Annotated in this window: 12 protein-coding genes, 1 tRNA gene and 3 rRNA genes; 7 read left to right on the top strand and 9 right to left on the bottom strand. The window is 54.7% G+C overall.

Annotated elements, in window-relative coordinates:
• The first annotated feature begins 81 nt into the window (after positions 1-81).
• Positions 82-1,416: an ATP-dependent RNA helicase SrmB gene (gene srmB / locus K7R23_RS13870; RefSeq protein WP_012906700.1), complete on the top strand. Its 1,335-nt coding sequence runs from the start codon at positions 82-84 to the stop codon at positions 1,414-1,416.
• A 117-nt stretch (positions 1,417-1,533) separates the two neighbouring features.
• On the opposite strand, the gene grcA is transcribed toward srmB, so the two are convergent.
• The gene (grcA, locus tag K7R23_RS13865) at positions 1,534-1,917 is read right to left on the bottom strand and encodes an autonomous glycyl radical cofactor GrcA (protein WP_012906701.1); all 384 of its coding nucleotides are present in this window, start codon (positions 1,915-1,917) and stop codon (positions 1,534-1,536) included.
• A gap of 317 nt (positions 1,918-2,234) precedes the next feature.
• Here grcA and ung point away from each other — a divergent pair, with 317 nt between their 5' ends.
• Complete coding sequence (ung, locus tag K7R23_RS13860; protein WP_012906702.1) at positions 2,235-2,924, top strand: uracil-DNA glycosylase; 690 nt, start codon at positions 2,235-2,237, stop codon at positions 2,922-2,924.
• A gap of 98 nt (positions 2,925-3,022) precedes the next feature.
• Here the strand turns inward: ung and K7R23_RS13855 are convergent, their stop codons facing one another.
• A complete protein-coding gene (locus K7R23_RS13855) occupies positions 3,023-4,060 on the bottom strand; it encodes a tRNA/rRNA methyltransferase (RefSeq protein ID WP_012906703.1) in 1,038 nt (345 codons plus the stop codon).
• Between the two features lie 206 nt (positions 4,061-4,266).
• Here K7R23_RS13855 and trxC point away from each other — a divergent pair, with 206 nt between their 5' ends.
• The 4 genes from trxC (at position 4,267) to pssA (ending at position 9,620) form a co-directional block, all read left to right on the top strand.
• Positions 4,267-4,686 carry a thioredoxin TrxC gene (gene trxC / locus K7R23_RS13850; RefSeq protein ID WP_024132776.1) on the top strand — a complete coding sequence of 140 codons (420 nt, stop codon included), beginning with the start codon at positions 4,267-4,269 and terminating at the stop codon, positions 4,684-4,686.
• Between the two features lie 70 nt (positions 4,687-4,756).
• Positions 4,757-5,455, top strand: coding sequence for a tRNA-uridine aminocarboxypropyltransferase (tapT, locus tag K7R23_RS13845; RefSeq protein WP_012906705.1), 699 nt, complete (start codon positions 4,757-4,759; stop codon positions 5,453-5,455).
• A 35-nt stretch (positions 5,456-5,490) separates the two neighbouring features.
• On the top strand, positions 5,491-8,151 hold the full coding sequence (locus tag K7R23_RS13840; RefSeq protein ID WP_012906706.1) for a bifunctional acetate--CoA ligase family protein/GNAT family N-acetyltransferase: 2,661 nt from the start codon (positions 5,491-5,493) through the stop codon (positions 8,149-8,151).
• A gap of 113 nt (positions 8,152-8,264) precedes the next feature.
• The gene (gene pssA / locus K7R23_RS13830) at positions 8,265-9,620 is read left to right on the top strand and encodes a CDP-diacylglycerol--serine O-phosphatidyltransferase (RefSeq protein WP_012906707.1); all 1,356 of its coding nucleotides are present in this window, start codon (positions 8,265-8,267) and stop codon (positions 9,618-9,620) included.
• 29 nt (positions 9,621-9,649) lie between these two features.
• Here the strand turns inward: pssA and K7R23_RS13825 are convergent, their stop codons facing one another.
• A complete protein-coding gene (locus K7R23_RS13825; protein WP_012904641.1) occupies positions 9,650-10,987 on the bottom strand; it encodes an IS4-like element ISCro3 family transposase in 1,338 nt (445 codons plus the stop codon).
• Positions 10,988-11,104: 117 nt separating this feature from the next.
• Here K7R23_RS13825 and K7R23_RS13820 point away from each other — a divergent pair, with 117 nt between their 5' ends.
• Positions 11,105-11,428 (top strand): YfiM family lipoprotein, encoded by a 324-nt coding sequence (locus K7R23_RS13820; protein WP_012906708.1) that lies wholly within the window; start codon positions 11,105-11,107, stop codon positions 11,426-11,428.
• On the opposite strand, the gene K7R23_RS13815 is transcribed toward K7R23_RS13820, so the two are convergent.
• The 6 genes from K7R23_RS13815 to clpB all read right to left on the bottom strand — a co-directional run bounded on the left by K7R23_RS13815 (position 11,425) and on the right by clpB (position 21,495).
• Entirely contained in the window at positions 11,425-12,723 is a 1,299-nt protein-coding gene (locus K7R23_RS13815) for an MFS transporter (RefSeq protein ID WP_012906709.1), read from the bottom strand. The two genes, K7R23_RS13820 and K7R23_RS13815, sit on opposite strands and share 4 nt — an antisense overlap.
• A gap of 337 nt (positions 12,724-13,060) precedes the next feature.
• A 5S ribosomal RNA gene (gene rrf, locus K7R23_RS13810) occupies positions 13,061-13,175 on the bottom strand.
• Positions 13,176-13,374: 199 nt separating this feature from the next.
• Positions 13,375-16,361: ribosomal RNA gene (locus K7R23_RS13805) — 23S ribosomal RNA — on the bottom strand.
• 317 nt (positions 16,362-16,678) lie between these two features.
• Positions 16,679-16,754: transfer RNA gene (locus K7R23_RS13800), tRNA-Glu, on the bottom strand.
• Positions 16,755-16,925: 171 nt separating this feature from the next.
• Positions 16,926-18,467 (bottom strand): 16S ribosomal RNA (locus K7R23_RS13795).
• Together the 16S, 23S and 5S rRNA genes with 1 tRNA gene alongside form the textbook arrangement of a ribosomal RNA operon.
• 454 nt (positions 18,468-18,921) lie before the next feature.
• Positions 18,922-21,495 (bottom strand): ATP-dependent chaperone ClpB, encoded by a 2,574-nt coding sequence (gene clpB, locus K7R23_RS13790; protein ID WP_012906710.1) that lies wholly within the window; start codon positions 21,493-21,495, stop codon positions 18,922-18,924.
• Positions 21,496-21,566: the final 71 nt, after the last annotated feature.

The raw sequence follows: 21,566 nt of genomic DNA, 5'->3' as shown, positions 1-21,566 counted from the left end.
ACCTGAGAAGCGATATCCATACAAACAGATGAAGATTACAGCCGTAACGTCTATAATCAGCGCCCCACACAGAGGTAGAACATGACTGTAACGACTTTTTCCGAACTTGAACTCGATGAAAGCCTACTGGACGCCCTCCAGGATAAAGGCTTCACTCGCCCGACCGCCATTCAGGCTGCCGCCATTCCGCCTGCCCTCGACGGCCGTGATGTGCTCGGTTCTGCGCCGACAGGCACCGGTAAAACGGCGGCATATCTGCTGCCGGCGTTGCAGCACCTGCTCGACTTCCCACGTAAAAAATCCGGGCCGCCGCGTATTTTGATCCTCACGCCGACCCGTGAGCTGGCGATGCAGGTGGCCGATCATGCCCGCGAACTGGCGAAGCATACCCATCTGGATATCGCGACCATCACTGGCGGCGTTGCGTACATGAACCACGCGGAAGTGTTCAGCGAAAACCAGGATATTGTAGTCGCCACCACCGGGCGCCTGTTGCAGTACATAAAAGAAGAGAACTTTGACTGTCGCGCGGTTGAAACGCTGATCCTCGATGAAGCCGACCGGATGCTCGATATGGGCTTCGCTCAGGATATTGAACACATTGCCGGTGAAACCCGCTGGCGTAAACAGACCATGCTGTTCTCCGCAACGCTGGAAGGCGAGGCGATTAAAGACTTCGCCGAGCGCCTGCTGGAAGACCCGGTAGAGGTTTCCGCCAGCCCCTCTACGCGGGAACGCAAGAAGATCCACCAGTGGTATTACCGTGCGGATAACTACGAACATAAGTTCGAGCTGCTGAAGCACTTACTGAAGCAGGATGACGCCACCCGTACCATCGTGTTTGTTCGCAAGCGCGAGCGCGTGCATGAACTCGCCGAACAACTGCGTCTGGCGGGGATCAGCAACTGCTATCTTGAGGGGGAGATGGCGCAGATCAAGCGTAACGAAGGCATTAAGCGCCTGACCGACGGTCGCGTGAACGTACTGGTCGCGACCGACGTTGCCGCCCGCGGGATCGACATCCCGGACGTCAGTCACGTGATTAACTTCGATATGCCGCGCAGCGGGGATACCTATCTGCACCGAATTGGCCGTACCGGCCGCGCCGGGCGTAAAGGCACCGCCATCTCGCTGGTCGAAGCGCACGATCATCTGCTGATGTTAAAAATTGGGCGTTACATCGAGGAACCGCTGAAAGCGCGCGTGATTGATGAACTTCGCCCGACCACGCGCGCCCCCAGCGAGAAGATGACCGGTAAGCCGTCGAAGAAAGTGCTCGCTAAACGCGCAGAGAAGAAAAAAGAGAAACAAAAAGACGCGCCGCGCGTGAAGAAACGTCACCGCGATACCAAAAACATTGGTAAGCGCCGTAAGCCGAGCGGTACGAGCGTATCGCCGCAGTCAGGTGAAGAATAAAGCAGTCGTTTCTTCAGCAATTAAAGCCGACATCGTTGTCGGCTTTTTTATTGGCAATAAAAAACCCCGGCAGCGTCTTCTGCTACCGGGGTTGTCGAAGGGGCCTGCGCTAAATTATTACAGGCTTTCAGTAAAGGTACGGGCGATAACGTCGCGCTGCTGTTCCGGCGTCAGAGAGTTGAAACGCACGGCATAACCAGAAACACGGATGGTCAGCTGCGGGTATTTTTCCGGATGCTTAACCGCATCTTCCAGCGTTTCACGACGCAGAACGTTAACGTTCAGATGCTGACCGCCTTCCACACGAACTTCCGGCTTCACTTCCATCGGAACTTCGCGATACTCGATGTCACCCAGTTTGTTAACGGCAACCACTTCGTCTTCGGCAAAACCTGCTTTTGCAACGATGCAGCGTGCTTCGCCTTTTTCGCTGTCCAGCAGCCAGAAGGAATTCAGCAGGTCGTCGTTAGCGGCTTTAGTAATCTGGATACCTGTAATCATGTGATGCCTCCCCGGCAAATTATTTGATTAGGGTTGGCCGACGCGCGGCCAATTGGTAAAACCATTGTTGCTTGAGTGTATATATACCCCCCTGACACCCTTGATTCTTTGATTTAAATCAACAAAAACCACACAGCAAGAAGGGTGACATGGCGAATTTATTGCTTTACATCAACTTACGCCCATTGCAGCGCTAAACTTTTTACATAAATTTTCAACTTTCTTCGCTACAGCGCTCACGCTCAGAGGGATGAGCATTTTGCGCAATGGAAAGAAGCAGTTAAGCTATGTTAATTAAAACCTCGCAGGAGAGCGTGATGACCACAACATTAACCTGGCACGATGTGCTGGCTGAAGAGAAGCAGCAGCCCTATTTCGTGAATACGCTGAAAACCGTTGCCACAGAGCGTCAGTCCGGAATAACGATTTATCCGCCGCAAAAAGATGTGTTTAACGCGTTTCGCTTTACCGAACTGGGCGATGTCAAAGTCGTGATCCTTGGACAGGATCCCTATCACGGCCCCGGTCAGGCGCACGGGCTGGCCTTCTCCGTGCGTCCTGGCATCGCGCCGCCGCCATCGCTGGTCAATATGTATAAAGAACTGGAAGGATCGGTTCCCGGTTTTACCCGTCCCGATCACGGCTATCTCGAAAGCTGGGCGCGTCAGGGCGTACTGCTGCTCAATACGGTGTTAACCGTGCGTGCCGGTCAGGCGCACTCTCACGCCAGCCTCGGATGGGAAACATTTACCGATAAAGTGATTAGCCTGATTAATCAGCACCGTGAGGGCGTCGTTTTTCTGCTCTGGGGATCGCATGCGCAGAAAAAAGGAGCGATTATCGACAAACAGCGCCATCACGTGCTGAAAGCGCCTCATCCCTCGCCGCTGTCGGCGCACCGGGGATTCTTTGGCTGCAACCATTTTGCTCTGACGAATGAGTGGCTGCAACAGCATGGCGAGAAGCCAGTCGACTGGACGCCGGTGTTACCGGCTGAGAGTGAGTAAGTCTGTCAGTTCGCGTACAGGCGGATGACGACGCGAAAGCGTCGTGTCCGCCTGCGATATTCTACCCCAACAACGGCCTGTCGTCGGGTATTTCGCCATTACGCTTTGTTCTGGCGCCACCATTCCGCCAGCAGGATGCCGGTGACAACCGAGACGTTGAGGCTTTCGACGTTGCCGGTGCCGTCAATCTTAACGCACAGATCGTCTGGATCGCGCGCCGCATCCGGCAGACCGTCAGCTTCCTGACCTAACACCAGCACCATTTTCTCTGGCAACGCGGTGGCAAACAGCGGTTTGCCGCGATCGCCGGACGTGGTCACGACGGTATAGCCCGCCTGACGGAAATCATCGAGAACGTTAACAATGCTGTCGCCGGTGATCGGCTGCACATGCTCCGCGCCGCCTTCCGCCGTACGAATCGCCGCACCGGACTCCAGCAGCGCCGCATCCTGCACCACCACGCCTTTCACCCCAAAGTGGGCGCAGCTGCGCATCATGCCGCCGAGGTTGTGCGGGTTGGCGATGTTTTCCAGCGCCAGCACGCAGTCCTGCGCCTGCGCGTTCCCGACCCACTGCTTCACCGATGTTCCGTTACGTTTTTTGATCAGGAAACAGACGCCGCCGTGGTGTTCGGTGCCGGAGGCTTTCGCCAGTTCCGCGTCATCAACCACATGATAGGCTTTGCGGTTTGCGGCCATCCAGCGCAGCGCCTCTTTAAAGCGCGGCGTGACGCTCTGAATAAACCATGCGCGGACAATGGCGTCCGGGCGACTCTGGAACAGCGCCTGACAGGCATTCTCACCGTAAACGCGAGTCTCTTCCGCACGCTGACGGCGCAACACTTCAGGGTCGATAAAACTTTTTCCGCTGATCCCGCCGTGATCGGCTTTTTCCGGCGTTTCGTCACCCGGTGCACGGGAAACGGTGCGCCACGGCGACTCTTCGCGCTGGCGTTCGCGGCTCTGCGCGGTTCTTTCATCGCGGGCGGGGCGACGGCCACCGTCAGCACGAGATTTTCCTGGACGTCCTCCCCCTTTCCCGGTACGCGGGTTATAGGTACGTTTATCAGAATCATCATCACTGCGGACATACATCACTTTGACCTTGCCGCTTTTGTTTTTCAATTCATCGTTCATGCTTTTCTCCACCAGCGCTGCGCGAAGCGCGCAGATTACCCGATGTACACTGAGTTAGCCATTATTTCATTTAAAAGCCTGTGACTATTGTACTCATTGAATAAAACGCATTGTTGTTTAAAACGGCCTCATCAATAATATGTAACATATTGGAAACAAACTGGCGTATCCGCCGTACATTATCCCTACTCATTCCGAGGTTAGTTATGAATACCGTTTGTTCCAGCTGCCAGGCCATCAACCGCATTCCCGACGATCGGGTTGAAGATGCGGCAAAATGCGGACGCTGTGGTCACGACCTGTTTGACGGAGAGGTGATCAATGCAACCGGTGAAACGCTGGATAAACTGCTGAAAGACGATTTACCGGTGGTCATCGACTTCTGGGCGCCGTGGTGCGGTCCGTGCCGTAACTTCGCCCCCATCTTTGAGGATGTTGCGGAAGAACGTAGCGGCAAAGTGCGCTTCGTGAAGGTCAACACCGAAGCGGAACGTGAATTAAGCGCTCGCTTCGGTATCCGCAGTATTCCAACCATCATGATCTTCAAAAACGGCCAGGTGGTCGATATGCTCAATGGCGCCGTGCCAAAAGCGCCGTTTGACAGCTGGCTGAACGAATCGCTGTAATCTCTCCGGGGCGCATCTTGTGCCCCGTTTTCACCTCTGCGACAATGGCGTTTTTTCCACGCACTCTCCCATGACTGAAAACGCTGTTCTTCGGCTTCGCGCTGAACGTCTTGCGCGCGCCACGCGCCCTTTTCTCGCCAGAGGTAATCGCATTCGTCGCTGCCAGCGCTGTTTGCTGCCGCTGAAACTGTGCCTGTGCGACACGCTGTCGCCTTCCCGGGCGAACAGCCGTTTCTGTCTGGTGATGTTCGATACCGAGCCCATGAAGCCCAGCAATACCGGGCGACTGATTGCCGATACGCTACCGGATACCACGGCGTTTCAGTGGTCGCGCACCGAGCCGCCGCAGGCGTTACTGGAACTGGTGCAAAACCCGGCGTATCAACCAATGGTTGTTTTTCCCGCCTCTTACGCCGGAGAAGAACGGGAAGTGATCTCCTCCCCGCCCACAGGCAAGCCGCCGCTGTTTATTATGCTGGACGGCACCTGGCCGGAAGCGCGCAAAATGTTCCGCAAAAGCCCCTATCTCGACCACCTGCCGGTGATTTCCGTCGATCTGTCGCGCCTGTCAACTTACCGCCTGCGGGAAGTCCATGCCGAGGGGCAATATTGCACCGCCGAAGTGGCTATCGCCCTGCTGGATCTGGCTGGCGATACGCAAGCAGCGGGCGCGCTTGGTAAGCATTTTACCCGCTTTAAAACCCGCTATCTGGCAGGAAAAACGCAACATCAGGGAAGCGTCACAGCAGAATCAGCAGAAAGCGTTTAAAATCATTCGGTCACTTCTGTGTAAGGGAAACCGATATGAGTCAGCGAGGGCTGGAAGCGCTACTGCGACCAAAATCGATAGCCGTGATCGGCGCATCGATGAAACCCAATCGGGCGGGTTACCTGATGATGCGCAATCTGCTGGCGGGCGGTTTTAACGGTCCGGTGCTGCCGGTGACGCCAGCCTGGAAAGCAGTATTAGGCGTGCTGGCCTGGCCGGACGTCGCCAGCCTCCCTTTCACGCCGGATCTCGCCGTGCTTTGCACCAATGCCAGCCGTCATCTGGCGCTGCTGGAGGCGCTGGGAGAGAAAGGCTGCAAAACCTGCATTATTCTTTCCGCGCCCGCCTCTTTACATCACGAACTGATGACATGCGCCGCGCGTTACAAAATGCGCCTGCTCGGTCCCAACAGCCTGGGGCTTCTCGCCCCCTGGCAGGGGCTGAACGCCAGCTTTTCCCCGGTACCGATTAAACGCGGCAAACTGGCGTTTATTTCCCAGTCCGCTGCGGTTTCCAATACCATCCTCGACTGGGCGCAGCAGAGAGAGATGGGCTTCTCTTATTTTATTGCGCTCGGCGATAGCCTGGATATTGATGTTGATGAGCTGCTGGACTATCTCGCCCGCGACAGCAAAACCAGTGCCATTCTGCTCTATCTGGAACATCTCAGCGACGCCCGACGGTTTGTCTCCGCCGCCCGCAGCGCCTCGCGCAATAAACCCATCCTGGTCATTAAAAGCGGTCGCAGCCCGGCCGCCCAGCGTTTATTACACACCAGCTCCGGGATGGATCCGGCATGGGATGCGGCGATTCAGCGCGCCGGTCTGCTGCGCGTTCAGGACACCCACGAACTGTTTTCGGCGGTGGAAACGCTGAGCCATATGCGCCCTTTACGCGGCGACAGACTGATGATTATCAGCAATGGCGCGGCCCCCGCGGCGCTGGCGCTTGACGAACTGTGGTCGCGCAACGGCAAACTGGCAACGCTGAGCGAAGCAACCAGCCAGCAGTTGCGGGACGTGCTGCCTTCGCACGTTGAAATCGCCAATCCCCTCGATCTACGCGACGACGCCAGTATTGAACATTACACCAGAACGCTGGATCTGCTGCTCGCCAGTCAGGATTTCGACGCGCTGATGGTTATTCACTCGCCCAGCGCCACCGCGCCCGGCACCGAAAGCGCCCAGGCGCTGATCGAAACCGTGAAGCGCCACCCGCGCGGCAAATTTGTTTCGTTGCTGACCAACTGGTGCGGAGAATTTTCTTCTCAGGAAGCCCGTCGACTGTTCAGCGAAGCCGGTCTGCCCACCTATCGCACGCCGGAAGGCACGATCACCGCATTTATGCACATGGTGGAATACCGGCGTAACCAGAAGCAGCTGCGGGAGACACCGGCTCTGCCCAGTAACTTGACCGCCAATACCGCCCAGGCCCATGACCTGTTACAACAGGCGATTGCGGAAGGGGCGACGTCGCTGGATACCCACGAAGTCCAGCCTATCCTGCAGGCCTATGGTTTGCATACGCTTCCTACGTGGATTGCCAGCGACAGCGCCGAAGCGGTACATATTGCCGAGCAGATTGGCTATCCGGTTGCCCTAAAGCTGCGCTCCCCCGACATTCCGCACAAGTCGGAAGTTCAGGGCGTGATGCTTTACCTGCGCACGGCGAATGAAGTTCAGCAGGCTGCGAATGCGATTTTCGATCGCGTGAAGATGGCCTGGCCACAGGCGCGTATCCACGGACTGCTGGTACAAAGCATGGCGAACCGCGCGGGCGCGCAGGAGCTACGGGTTGTTGTCGAGCACGATCCGGTATTCGGCCCGCTGATTATGCTGGGAGAAGGCGGCGTGGAATGGCATCCGGAAGAACAGGCCGTCGTCGCACTTCCGCCGCTGAACATGAACCTCGCCCGTTATCTGGTGATTCAGGGTATTAAGAGTAAGAAGATCCGCGGGCGCAGCGCGCTGCGTCCGCTGGATATCGCCGGTTTAAGCCAGCTGCTGGTGCAGGTGTCGAATCTGATTGTCGATTGCCCGGAGATCCAGCGTCTGGATATGCATCCGCTGCTGGCCTCCGCCGGGGAGTTTACCGCGCTGGACGTCACGCTGGAGATCGCGCCATTCGAAGGCGATAATGAAAGCCGCCTTGCCGTACGCCCTTATCCTCATCAGCTTGAAGAGTGGGTGGAGATGAAAAACGGCGAGCGCTGCCTGTTCCGGCCTATTCTGCCGGAAGATGAACCTCAGCTTCAGCAGTTCATTTCCCGGGTCACCAAAGAAGATCTTTATTACCGCTATTTCAGTGAGATCAATGAATTTACCCACGAAGATTTAGCTAACATGACGCAGATCGACTACGATCGGGAAATGGCGTTTGTCGCCGTAAGACGCGCTGAGCACTCGGAAGAAATTCTTGGCGTCACGCGGGCGATCTCCGATCCGGATAATATTGATGCGGAATTCGCCGTGCTGGTCCGTTCAGATCTCAAAGGGTTAGGGCTGGGTCGTCGGTTACTGGAAAAGTTGATTACCTATACACGGGATCACGGATTAAGACGCCTGAATGGTATTACGATGCCCAATAATCGCGGCATGGTGGCGCTGGCCCGTAAGCTCGGTTTCAGCGTTGATATTCAGCTTGAAGAGGGTATCGTTGGGCTAACGCTGAATCTCGCGCCGCCTGAGGAATCGTGAGTAAGGTACTGGAAATGTTGACCACTTTAACGGGGACGGTGTTATCATTGCCCGCTTATGTCGTCTGCATAGCACAGAGGACCCTTCAATGAACAGAGAAGAAATGCACTGTGATGTTGTCAAAATTTAAGCGTAATAAGCATCAACAACACCTTGCCCAACTACCGAAAATTTCTCAATCCGTTGCTGATGTCAATTTCTTTTATGCTCCCGCTGATTTCCGGGAGGCTCTGCTGGAGAAAATAGCCAGCGCGAAGCGACGCATTTGCATTGTTGCCCTGTATCTGGAGCAGGATGACGGCGGCAAAGGCGTACTTGACGCGCTTTACGAGGCGAAACGGCAGCGTCCTGAACTGGATGTCCGGGTGCTTGTCGACTGGCATCGCGCGCAGCGCGGGCGCATTGGCGCTGCCGCATCCAACACTAATGCCGACTGGTATTGCCGGATGGCGCAGGAGAATCCGGGCGTGGACGTACCGGTGTATGGCGTGCCGATTAATACCCGTGAAGCGCTCGGCGTCCTGCATTTCAAGGGCTTTATTATTGATGACAGCGTACTGTACAGCGGCGCCAGCCTGAACGATGTCTATCTGCATCAGCATGATAAATATCGCTATGACCGCTACCATCTGATTCGCAATGCCCGAATGTCCGACATTATGTTTGAGTGGGTCAACCAGAACCTGATGCACGGACGGGGCGTGAATCGTCTGGATGATACTCAGCGCCCGAAAAGCCCGGAAATTAAAAACGACATTCGCCTGTATCGTCAGGAGTTACGCGATGCGGCTTACCATTTCCAGGGCGATGCCGATAACGAGCAGCTCTCCGTGACGCCGTTAGTGGGTCTGGGAAAATCCAGCCAGCTGAATAAAACCATCTTCCATTTGATGCCCTGCGCGGAACAGAAGCTCACAATTTGTACTCCCTATTTCAACCTGCCGGCCATTCTGGTGCGCAATATTATTCAGCTGCTGCGCGAAGGGAAAAAAGTGGAGATCATTGTCGGCGATAAAACGGCGAACGACTTTTACATCCCGGAAAACGAGCCGTTTAAAATCATCGGCGCGCTGCCGTATCTCTACGAGATTAACCTGCGGCGCTTCCTGAGCCGTTTACAGTATTATGTGAATACCGACCAGTTAATCGTCCGCCTGTGGAAAGATGAGGATAACTCCTATCATCTCAAAGGCATGTGGGTTGATGATAACTGGATGCTGCTGACCGGCAATAACCTTAATCCGCGCGCCTGGCGGCTGGATCTGGAAAACGCGATCCTGATCCACGATCCGAAGCAAGAACTGGCGGCGCAGCGGGAGAAAGAGCTGGAGCTGATCCGCACCCATACAACGATCGTGAAGCACTATCGCGATCTGCAGAGCATTGCCGACTATCCGGTAAAAGTGCGCAAACTCATCCGTCGACTGCGCCGGATTCGCATCGACAGGCTGATCAGCCGTATACTGTAATGTAAACCCCGTCCTGCACGTAATGCCGTTCACTTAAGCGGTGCGGCATTGCGTTTCACCGGATAACGGGTTTTTGATATCTTAACCGCCCTCGGCCTTGATGGTCGGGGGCGTTTTGTTATGAACACCGCTTCCAGAGCCCCCCGCAGATGCTCCAGCCGTTTCGGGATGGTCCCCGGTGACACCGTATTTCCCAGCACTATCATTTCTGTGGCGATAAACTGGAACGCGAACTTAAAGCTGATTTCCGACGCCGCTTTTTTGTGTTTCTCCGTTGCTTTTGTTGCCTCACGCCGTATCAGATTATAAGCCAGCAACATGCCCCACACCTCCTGTTCCAGCAACTCAACCTTCCGGCTTCTCAGTACCAGAGCGTTATTCAGCAGGCTGCTTTTCAGGTTTCTGAACCCGACTTCGATTTCCCATCTTGAGTGATAAAGCTCTGCCACCTCTCTGGCCTTATAACGGTCTGCCTGAAGTGACGTCAGGACCGTTTTTTCCACTCCGTTCAGTTCATAAGTTACCGCCCGCGCATACCAGTATTCCGGCAGCGAAGGATTCTTTTTCCTTGCCTGTGGTGACACTTTCAGTTTCAGAAGCCGGTCTCCGGGACCGTAACTTTCTTCCGTTTCTGCTGCGATATTCTTCCAGGCGGGCAGCAGCCAGTGGCGGTTACAACCCTGCCGGTTCAGCGACAGCAACAGGTCTGCGCTGTAGAACAGCTTGTCAAACAGCGTAATGGAGTTATCCGGAATGGTGACGAGCATTGAGTGGGCCAGCAGGGTTTCGCTCCGTCGGTAAGGCGCGGTCGCGGCATCCAGCAGAATGTGACTACCCAGGTTCATTAAAGCCACCAGACGCATTACCGGGTATGCGCTTTGCCGCTCAGTGGATGTGTTGGCAGAGCCATAATGTTCACGCAGCTCAGGTTCATCAGGTGTCCTGAACTGTGCGCCATCGATGGCAAAAAGTTGCAGGCCATGCCAGTCATCTTTCTGGTAACGCTCAGTTCCCCATGTCTGCGCGGTCTGGCGGAAAAGCCATTCCACCGGTGCAGCACCCACGCGCTGACGCGCCTGGGTGACAGCGCTGCGGGCCAGCAGGTTCATCCCCGCTTCACCATCCGCGCTCAGGTTCAGACGACGAACCACATCGGTAATCGACTCATTACGGAAGAAGGCCATAGCCACGACCATCCAGATAACCATGTCGCCAGGTAAACGACGGCGGCGAACGGTCGCATGTGCAGAAAGAGTCAGGCAGTGTTGTATCCATTCGACGGGAAGATGCTGAGCAAACAGTTGTGCAGAAGGGGGCGGCATCAGCGGATGGTCGCTGAAATCGAGCAGGTCATTGAGAAGTGGCATAAGAAAACGGCTCCCTGTTGTGGAAGCCGTTATAGTGCCGCAGATTAAGGATCGGTCAACCGATCCTTAACTGATCGGCATTACGTCCTGCACGGGGTTTTCTCTATGAGGGTCACGATGCGCGTTATTCTTCTTCTGAGCGCTTTTCTTCTTTCAGGATGTAGCCATCTGGCTCAGGACAGCTGGCGCGGGCAGGATAAAGCGCAGCATTTTATCGCCTCTGCGATGCTGTCCGCAGCCGGTAACGAATACGCTCACCATCAGGGTATGAGCCGGGATCGCAGCGCCGCCTTCGGCCTGATGTTCTCAATCAGCCTTGGCGCATCAAAAGAGCTGTGGGACAGCCGCCCCGCGGGGAGCGGCTGGAGCTGGAAGGATTTCGCATGGGACGTCGCCGGTGCGACCACCGGCTATGCCGTCTGGCAAATGGCGCATAACTAGAGGCGCAGACCTTTACCTTTGCGATGCAGCGTCAGCGAAACAAAAAACGCCACAACCGCCATCACGGTGACATACCAGAAAAAGGAGGTTTCCATGCCCACGGATTTCAGCGACAGCGCGACATATTCCGCAGAGCCGCCAAACAGCGCATTAGCGACCGCATAGGAGAGACCGACCCCTAACGCACGAACCTGCGCCGGGAACATTTCCGCTTTCAGAATGCCGCTAATTGAGGTGTAGAAACTGACAATCAGCAGCGCGCACATCACCAGCGCGAAGGCCGCATAGGGCGAACTGACATTCTGTAGCGCCGTCAAAATAGGGACCGTGAACAGGGTTGCCAGAGCGCCAAAGCACAGCATGGAGGTACGGCGGCCAATTTTATCCGACAGCGCGCCAAACAGCGGTTGCACAAGCATGTATACAAACAGCGCTGCCGTCATAATCCCGCTGGCTACGTTGGCATGCATGCCTGCGGTGTTTACCAGGTATTTCTGCATGTAGGTGGTGAAGGTATAGAAGCACAGCGATCCTGCCGCGGTAAATCCAAGCACCATGATAAATGCTTTACGATTACGCCATAGCCCTTTCAGCGACCCGGCCTCTTTTAAGGCGCGCGTTTCCTGCTTTGAGGTTTCATCCAGTTGGCGACGCAGCCAAAGCGCAACCACGGCCAGCACCGCCCCTAAGGCGAAGGGAATACGCCAGCCCCACTCTCTGAGCGCAGCGTCTTCCAACGTATGCTGTAAAACAACCACGACTAACAGCGCCAACAGCTGTCCGCCAATCAGCGTCACATACTGGAAAGATGCATAAAAGCCCTTGCGCCCTTCGACAGCCACTTCACTCATATAGGTTGCGCTGGTGCCGTATTCGCCACCAACGGATAACCCCTGAAATAAGCGCGCCAGCAGCAGCAGCGACGGTGCCCAGGTGCCAATCGTCTCATAGCCTGGCAGGCAGGCGATGACCAGCGATCCCATACACATCATACAAACAGATAAAAGCATGGATTTTTTACGTCCGTGCTTATCGGCAATCCGACCAAACAGCCATCCGCCGATGGGGCGCATTAAAAATCCGGCGGCAAAAACGCCAGCGGTTTGTAAAAGTTGAGTGGTGGTATTTCCTGAAGGGAAGAAGATGTGTGCAAAATAGAGGGAACAGAACGAATAGACGTAGAAATCAAACCATTCAACCAGATTCCCGGATGAGGCGCCTACAATTGCCCATACGCGACGACGGGTATCACTGTCGGTCAGCGACCCGCTCGCAGTTACACTGCTTTCAGTCATTAGAATTGTACTCCTGCCAAAGAGCTGATTATGCTCATCAATTGTGTTTGCTGTCTTTTTAGTAAAGGAAATGTTATGCAGTTGTTATATTCAATTATGTGACACGGATCGAGGATTTAATGCGTAATGGTGGAAATTAGGAGGAAACCCAAAGAATTAGCAACCGCTCCCAGGCCGATCGGGCCGGGTAAGATGGTGCCTCACCCGTAGGCCGGATAAGGCGAAGCCGCCATCCGGCATCATGACGTGGGCGTGCCTGATGGCGCTGCGCCTGTCAGGCCAGCGGCAAAAACGCAAAAAGCCCATCCGTCAGGATGAGCTCTTCACCTTAATTAATGCCTGGCAGTTCCCTACTCTCGCATGGGAGACCCCACACTACCATCGGCGCTACGGCGTTTCACTTCTGAGTTCGGCATGGGGTCAGGTGGGACCACCGCGCTACGGCCGCCAGGCAAATTCTGGGTCAGAAACGAATCTTTTTCACTGATGCTGCGTTACCTGCGCTCGTAAAGTCAGTCACATACTTCAGTATGCTCCTTCCTTTCCTTCGCTTGCCGCCTTGCCTCAGCGCAAAATCTTTCGTTTCCGCTAATCTGTATCAAACTGAATATTGTCTGTTTCTCTCAACCGCCAAAACATCTTCGGCGTTGTAAGGTTAAGCCTCACGGTTCATTAGTACCGGTTAGCTCAACGCATCGCTGCGCTTACACACCCGGCCTATCAACGTCGTCGTCTTCAACGTTCCTTCAGGAGACTCAAGGTCTCAGGGAGAACTCATCTCGGGGCAAGTTTCGTGCTTAGATGCTTTCAGCACTTATCTCTTCCGCATTTAGCTACCGGGCAGTGCCATTGGCATGACAACCCGAACACCAGTGATGCGTCCACTCCGGTCCTCTCGTACTAGGAGCAGCCCCCCTCAGTTCTCCAGCGCCCACGGCAGATAGGGACCGAACTGTCTCACGACGTTCTAAACCCAGCTCGCGTACCACTTTAAATGGCGAACAGCCATACCCTTGGGACCTACTTCAGCCCCAGGATGTGATGAGCCGACATCGAGGTGCCAAACACCGCCGTCGATATGAACTCTTGGGCGGTATCAGCCTGTTATCCCCGGAGTACCTTTTATCCGTTGAGCGATGGCCCTTCCATTCAGAACCACCGGATCACTATGACCTGCTTTCGCACCTGCTCGCGCCGTCACGCTCGCAGTCAAGCTGGCTTATGCCATTGCACTAACCTCCTGATGTCCGACCAGGATTAGCCAACCTTCGTGCTCCTCCGTTACTCTTTAGGAGGAGACCGCCCCAGTCAAACTACCCACCAGACACTGTCCGCAACCCCGATAAGGGGCCAACGTTAGAACACCAGCCATTAAAGGGTGGTATTTCAAGGACGGCTCCGTGCAGACTGGCGTCCGCACTTCAAAGCCTCCCACCTATCCTGCACATCAAGGACCAGTGTTCAGTGTCAAGCTATAGTAAAGGTTCACGGGGTCTTTCCGTCTTGCCGCGGGTACACTGCATCTTCACAGCGAGTTCAATTTCACTGAGTCTCGGGTGGAGACAGCCTGGCCATCATTACGCCATTCGTGCAGGTCGGAACTTACCCGACAAGGAATTTCGCTACCTTAGGACCGTTATAGTTACGGCCGCCGTTTACCGGGGCTTCGATCAAGAGCTTCTCCGCGAGGATAACCCCATCAATTAACCTTCCGGCACCGGGCAGGCGTCACACCGTATACGTCCACTTTCGTGTTTGCACAGTGCTGTGTTTTTAATAAACAGTTGCAGCCAGCTGGTATCTTCGACTGGTTTCAGCTCCGTGAGCAAGTCACTTCACCTACGCGCCAGCGTGCCTTCTCCCGAAGTTACGGCACCATTTTGCCTAGTTCCTTCACCCGAGTTCTCTCAAGCGCCTTGGTATTCTCTACCTGACCACCTGTGTCGGTTTGGGGTACGATTTCGTGTTACCTGATGCTTAGAGGCTTTTCCTGGAAGCAGGGCATTTGTCACTTCAGCACCGTAGTGCCTCGTCATCACGCCTCAGTGTTAAAGTGAACCGGATTTACCTGGAACACACACCTGCACGCTTAAACCGGGACAACCGTCGCCCGGCCGACATAGCCTTCTCCGTCCCCCCTTCGCAGTAACACCAAGTACAGGAATATTAACCTGTTTCCCATCGACTACGCCTTTCGGCCTCGCCTTAGGGGTCGACTCACCCTGCCCCGATTAACGTTGGACAGGAACCCTTGGTCTTCCGGCGAGCGGGCTTTTCATCCGCTTTATCGTTACTTATGTCAGCATTCGCACTTCTGATACCTCCAGCATGCCTCACGGCACACCTTCAACGGCTTACAGAACGCTCCCCTACCCAACGAACGTATCCTTAAACCGACTCGACTTTGTATACGCTTTGACGTCGCTTCGCTCCGTCAATCGTAAGACGCTGAATCGCTTTAAGTGATACGTTCGCTGCCGCAGCTTCGGTGCATGGTTTAGCCCCGTTACATCTTCCGCGCAGGCCGACTCGACCAGTGAGCTATTACGCTTTCTTTAAATGATGGCTGCTTCTAAGCCAACATCCTGGCTGTCTGAGCCTTCCCACATCGTTTCCCACTTAACCATGACTTTGGGACCTTAGCTGGCGGTCTGGGTTGTTTCCCTCTTCACGACGGACGTTAGCACCCGCCGTGTGTCTCCCGTGATAACATTCTCCGGTATTCGCAGTTTGCATCGGGTTGGTAAGCCGGGATGGCCCCCTAGCCGAAACAGTGCTCTACCCCCGGAGATGAATTCACGAGGCGCTACCTAAATAGCTTTCGGGGAGAACCAGCTATCTCCCGGTTTGATTGGCCTTTCACCCCCAGCCACAGGTCATCCGCTAATTTTTCAACATTAGTCGGTTCGGTCCTCCAGTTAGTGTTACCCAACCTTCAACCTGCCCATGGCTAGATCACCGGGTTTCGGGTCTATACCCTGCAACTTAACGCCCAATTAAGACTCGGTTTCCCTCCGGCTCCCCTATTCGGTTAACCTTGCTACAGAATATAAGTCGCTGACCCATTATACAAAAGGTACGCAGTCACCCCATAAAGAGGCTCCCACTGCTTGTACGTACACGGTTTCAGGTTCTTTTTCACTCCCCTCGCCGGGGTTCTTTTCGCCTTTCCCTCACGGTACTGGTTCACTATCGGTCAGTCAGGAGTATTTAGCCTTGGAGGATGGTCCCCCCATATTCAGACAGGATACCACGTGTCCCGCCCTACTCATCGAGCTCACAGCCTGTGCGTTTTCGTGTACGGGACTTTCACCCTGTACCGTGCGACTTTCCAGACGCTTCCACTAACACACAAGCTGATTCAGGCTCTGGGCTCCTCCCCGTTCGCTCGCCGCTACTGGGGGAATCTCGGTTGATTTCTTTTCCTCGGGGTACTTAGATGTTTCAGTTCCCCCGGTTCGCCTCGTTAACCTATGTATTCAGTTAACGATGATGCACCGTGGTGCACCGGGTTTCCCCATTCGGACATCGCCGGGTCAAAGGTTCATATCACCTCGCCGGCGCTTTTCGCAGATTAGCACGTCCTTCATCGCCTCTGACTGCCAGGGCATCCACCGTGTACGCTTGTTCGCTTAACCTCACAACCCGAAGATGTCTTTCTCTGTCCGGTTCGTTGCGCATCGTGAATACTGCGTTGTTCCGTACTCGCGATGCTCATGGACACTGAGTCCACTGCGCTCGCTGCGTGCGGTACGCCTTGTCTTCACTTCGCTCACGTCACCTTTTACAGTTGTCTTCATGATTGCGAAATTGAGAGACTCACGAACAACTCTCGTTGTTCTGTGTTTCAATTTTCAGCTTGATCCAGATTTTTAAAGAGCAAATATCTCAAACATCACCCGAAGATGAGTTTTGAGATACGGTTGGCAACGCCTTTCACACATTGGCCTGCAAGTGGCGTCCCCTAGGGGATTCGAACCCCTGTTACCGCCGTGAAAGGGCGGTGTCCTGGGCCTCTAGACGAAGGGGACACGAAAATTGCTTATCACGCGCTGCGTGATATTTTCGTGTAGGGTGAGCTTTCATTAATAGAAAGCGAGCGGCCTTATTTCATTCAGCCTCACTCCCAACGCGTAAACGCCTTGCTTCTTTACTTTCATCAGACAATCTGTGTGGACACTACAAAGGCAGGTTCTTTAAGGTAAGGAGGTGATCCAACCGCAGGTTCCCCTACGGTTACCTTGTTACGACTTCACCCCAGTCATGAATCACAAAGTGGTAAGCGCCCTCCCGGAGGTTAAGCTACCTACTTCTTTTGCAACCCACTCCCATGGTGTGACGGGCGGTGTGTACAAGGCCCGGGAACGTATTCACCGTGGCATTCTGATCCACGATTACTAGCGATTCCGACTTCATGGAGTCGAGTTGCAGACTCCAATCCGGACTACGACATACTTTATGAGGTCCGCTTGCTCTCGCGAGGTCGCTTCTCTTTGTATATGCCATTGTAGCACGTGTGTAGCCCTGGTCGTAAGGGCCATGATGACTTGACGTCATCCCCACCTTCCTCCAGTTTATCACTGGCAGTCTCCTTTGAGTTCCCGGCCGGACCGCTGGCAACAAAGGATAAGGGTTGCGCTCGTTGCGGGACTTAACCCAACATTTCACAACACGAGCTGACGACAGCCATGCAGCACCTGTCTCAGAGTTCCCGAAGGCACCAATCCATCTCTGGAAAGTTCTCTGGATGTCAAGACCAGGTAAGGTTCTTCGCGTTGCATCGAATTAAACCACATGCTCCACCGCTTGTGCGGGCCCCCGTCAATTCATTTGAGTTTTAACCTTGCGGCCGTACTCCCCAGGCGGTCTACTTAACGCGTTAGCTCCGGAAGCCACGCCTCAGGGGCACAACCTCCAAGTAGACATCGTTTACGGCGTGGACTACCAGGGTATCTAATCCTGTTTGCTCCCCACGCTTTCGCACCTGAGCGTCAGTCTTCGTCCAGGGGGCCGCCTTCGCCACCGGTATTCCTCCAGATCTCTACGCATTTCACCGCTACACCTGGAATTCCACCCCCCTCTACGAGACTCAAGCCTGCCAGTTTCGAATGCAGTTCCCAGGTTGAGCCCGGGGATTTCACATCCGACTTGACAGACCGCCTGCGTGCGCTTTACGCCCAGTAATTCCGATTAACGCTTGCACCCTCCGTATTACCGCGGCTGCTGGCACGGAGTTAGCCGGTGCTTCTTCTGCGGGTAACGTCAATGAAAATGGTTATTAACCATTCCCCCTTCCTCCCCGCTGAAAGTACTTTACAACCCGAAGGCCTTCTTCATACACGCGGCATGGCTGCATCAGGCTTGCGCCCATTGTGCAATATTCCCCACTGCTGCCTCCCGTAGGAGTCTGGACCGTGTCTCAGTTCCAGTGTGGCTGGTCATCCTCTCAGACCAGCTAGGGATCGTCGCCTTGGTGAGCCGTTACCTCACCAACAAGCTAATCCCATCTGGGCACATCCGGTGGCAAGAGGCCCGAAGGTCCCCCTCTTTGGTCTTGCGACGTTATACGGTATTAGCTACCGTTTCCAGTAGTTATCCCCCTCCACCGGGCAGTTTCCCAGACATTACTCACCCGTCCGCCACTCGTCAGCAAAGCAGCAAGCTGCTTCCTGTTACCGTTCGACTTGCATGTGTTAGGCCTGCCGCCAGCGTTCAATCTGAGCCATGATCAAACTCTTCAATTTAAGTTTGATGCTCGTGAATTAAACTTCGTAATGAATTACGTGTTCACTCTTCGAGACTTGGTATTCATTTTTCGTCTTGCGACGTCAAGAATCCATGTCACTTTGAGTGCCCACACAGATTGTCTGATAAATTGTTAAAGAGCAGTGCCGCTTCGCTTTTTCTCAGCGGCGCGGGGTGTGCATAATACGCTTTCCCGTCTCAGAGTCAAGCATTTATTTTGTGCTTTTCTCCGTGAGGTTCCTCTCAGAACCCCGCTGACCCGGCGGCCTGTGTGCCGTTGTTCCGTGTCAGTGGTGGCGCATTATAGGGAGTTATTCCGGGCTGACAAGACAAAAATACAAAAAAGTCATTAACCGCTCATTTTCCAGGCAATCACCCCATAAAAAGCGCATTTCAGCCTGGTTTTTAATCAAAAACGGCTCCGGAAGGAGCCGTCAGATATTTCACAGTCTGTTATTGCACTGCCACAATCTTTTCACCATTCGCTTCCAGACGAATGGTTTTGCCTGGAATTAACTCACCCGACAGGATTTGCTGTGCCAGTGGGTTTTCGATCTGCTGCTGAATAGCGCGTTTCAACGGACGCGCGCCATACACCGGATCGTAACCATTTGCGCTAAGCAGTTTCAGTGCCTCATCAGAAATGTGGATTTCATAACCGCGCTCTTCCAGACGTTTGTACAGACGCTGCAGCTGGATCTTCGCAATCGAGGCGATGTGCTGTTCACCCAGCGGATGGAACACAACAACTTCATCAATACGGTTAATGAACTCCGGACGGAAGTTGTGGCTTACTACGCCCAGTACCATCTCTTTCATATGGCTGTAGTCCAGTTCGCCGAAACGCTCCTGAATCAGATCGGAGCCTAGGTTAGAGGTCATAATAACCACCGTATTGCGGAAATCGACCGTTCTCCCCTGCCCGTCAGTCAGGCGTCCGTCATCAAGTACCTGCAGCAGAATGTTGAATACATCCGGATGCGCTTTTTCCACTTCATCTAACAGGATGACCGAATAAGGACGACGCCGTACCGCTTCCGTCAGGTAACCGCCCTCTTCATAACCGACATATCCCGGAGGCGCGCCGACCAGACGAGACACGGAGTGTTTCTCCATAAACTCGGACATATCAATACGCACCATCGCGTCATCGCTATCGAACATAAAGTTCGCCAGCGCTTTACACAGTTCCGTTTTCCCTACCCCGGTTGGCCCCAGGAACAGGAAAGAACCGATTGGACGATTGGGATCCGCCAGCCCCGCGCGGCTACGACGAATCGCGTTCGATACCGCTTCCACCGCTTCGTTCTGTCCGATAACGCGGCTGTGCAACTCCTGCTCCATCCGCAGCAGTTTTTCACGTTCGCCTTCCAGCATTCTCGATACCGGAATGCCGGTCCAGCGCGCCAGTACTTCGGCGATTTCCGCATCGGTCACTTTATTACGCAGCAGGCGCATCGTTTTTCCTTCGGACTGGGTGGCAGCCTCAAGCTGCTTCTCCAGTTCGGGGATTTTGCCGTACTGCAGTTCTGACATCCGCGCCAGGTCGCCCACGCGACGCGCCTGCTCAATCGCGATCTTCGCCTGTTCCAGCTCGGCTTTAATGGTCTGCGTGCCGGAGAGCGAGGCTTTTTCCGCTTTCCATTCTTCTTCTAACTCAGAGTACTGACGCTCTTTGTCATTCAGTTCTTCGTTGAGCATGTCGAGACGTTTTTTACTCGCCTCATCAGACTCTTTCATTAACGCCTGCTGCTCCAGCTTGAGCTGGATGATACGGCGGTCGAGTCTGTCGAGTTCTTCCGGCTTCGAGTCGATCTGCATACGAATGCTGGATGCGGCCTCGTCGATCAGGTCGATGGCTTTATCCGGCAGCTGGCGATCGGCGATATAGCGATGAGACAGCGTCGCCGCCGCGACAATCGCCGGGTCGGTAATCTGCACGTGGTGGTGCAGTTCGTAACGCTCTTTCAGGCCACGCAGGATCGCGATGGTGTCTTCCACCGACGGTTCGGCAACAAAGACCTTCTGGAAACGACGCTCCAGCGCCGCATCTTTTTCGATGTACTGACGGTACTCATCCAGGGTAGTGGCGCCCACGCAGTGCAGTTCGCCACGCGCCAGCGCTGGCTTCAGCATGTTGCCGGCGTCCATTGCGCCATCGGCTTTCCCGGCGCCAACCATGGTGTGCAGCTCATCGATAAACAGGATCACGTTGCCTTCCTGTTTCGCGAGATCGTTCAGTACGCCTTTTAAGCGTTCTTCAAATTCGCCGCGGTATTTCGCCCCGGCCACCAGCGCGCCCATATCCAGCGCCAGCACGCGACGGCCTTTTAAGCCTTCCGGCACTTCGCCATTAATGATCCGCTGCGCCAGCCCTTCCACAATAGCGGTTTTACCAACGCCGGGCTCACCGATCAGTACCGGGTTGTTTTTGGTGCGCCGTTGCAGTACCTGAATGGTACGGCGAATTTCTTCATCACGGCCAATCACCGGGTCGAGCTTGCCCTGCTCGGCGCGCTCGGTCAGATCGACCGTATATTTTTTCAAGGCCTGACGTTGGTCTTCAGCCCCCTGGTCGTTCACGCTTTCACCTCCGCGCATTTGTTCGATTGCCTGAGAGATACTGGCGGTCGTCGCCCCCGCCGATTTCAGTAAATCGGCCAGCGTGCCGCGGGACTCAAGCGCCGCCAGAACGAACAATTCCGACGAAATAAAATTGTCCCCTCGTTTTTGCGCCAGCTTGTCGCAAAGGTTGAGGACGCGCACCAGATCCTGCGACGGCTGTACGTCGCCGCCGGTGCCTTCCACCTGCGGTAAACGACTCAGCGCCTGATCGATGGCGGTGCGTAACTGGCCTGCGTTAATACCGGCAGACGTTAATAAAGGACGAACCGAGCCCCCTTCCTGATTCAGCAAGGCGCTCATTAAGTGCAAAGGTTCGATAAACTGGTTGTCGTGCCCCAGTGCGAGCGACTGGGCATCGGCAAGAGCAAGCTGGAATTTGTTGGTAAGACGATCCAGACGCATAACTCCTCCCATAACAGGTCAAAATTGCTACTGGAGATTAAATGAGGTCATCCCTCAATTATTCAAGGTGA

The organism is Citrobacter rodentium NBRC 105723 = DSM 16636 (genome assembly GCF_021278985.1).
GTDB lineage: Bacteria > Pseudomonadota > Gammaproteobacteria > Enterobacterales > Enterobacteriaceae > Citrobacter_A > Citrobacter_A rodentium.
The sequence above is the reverse complement of the archived record's forward strand: the minus strand, read 5'-3'. Positions and strand labels throughout refer to the sequence as shown.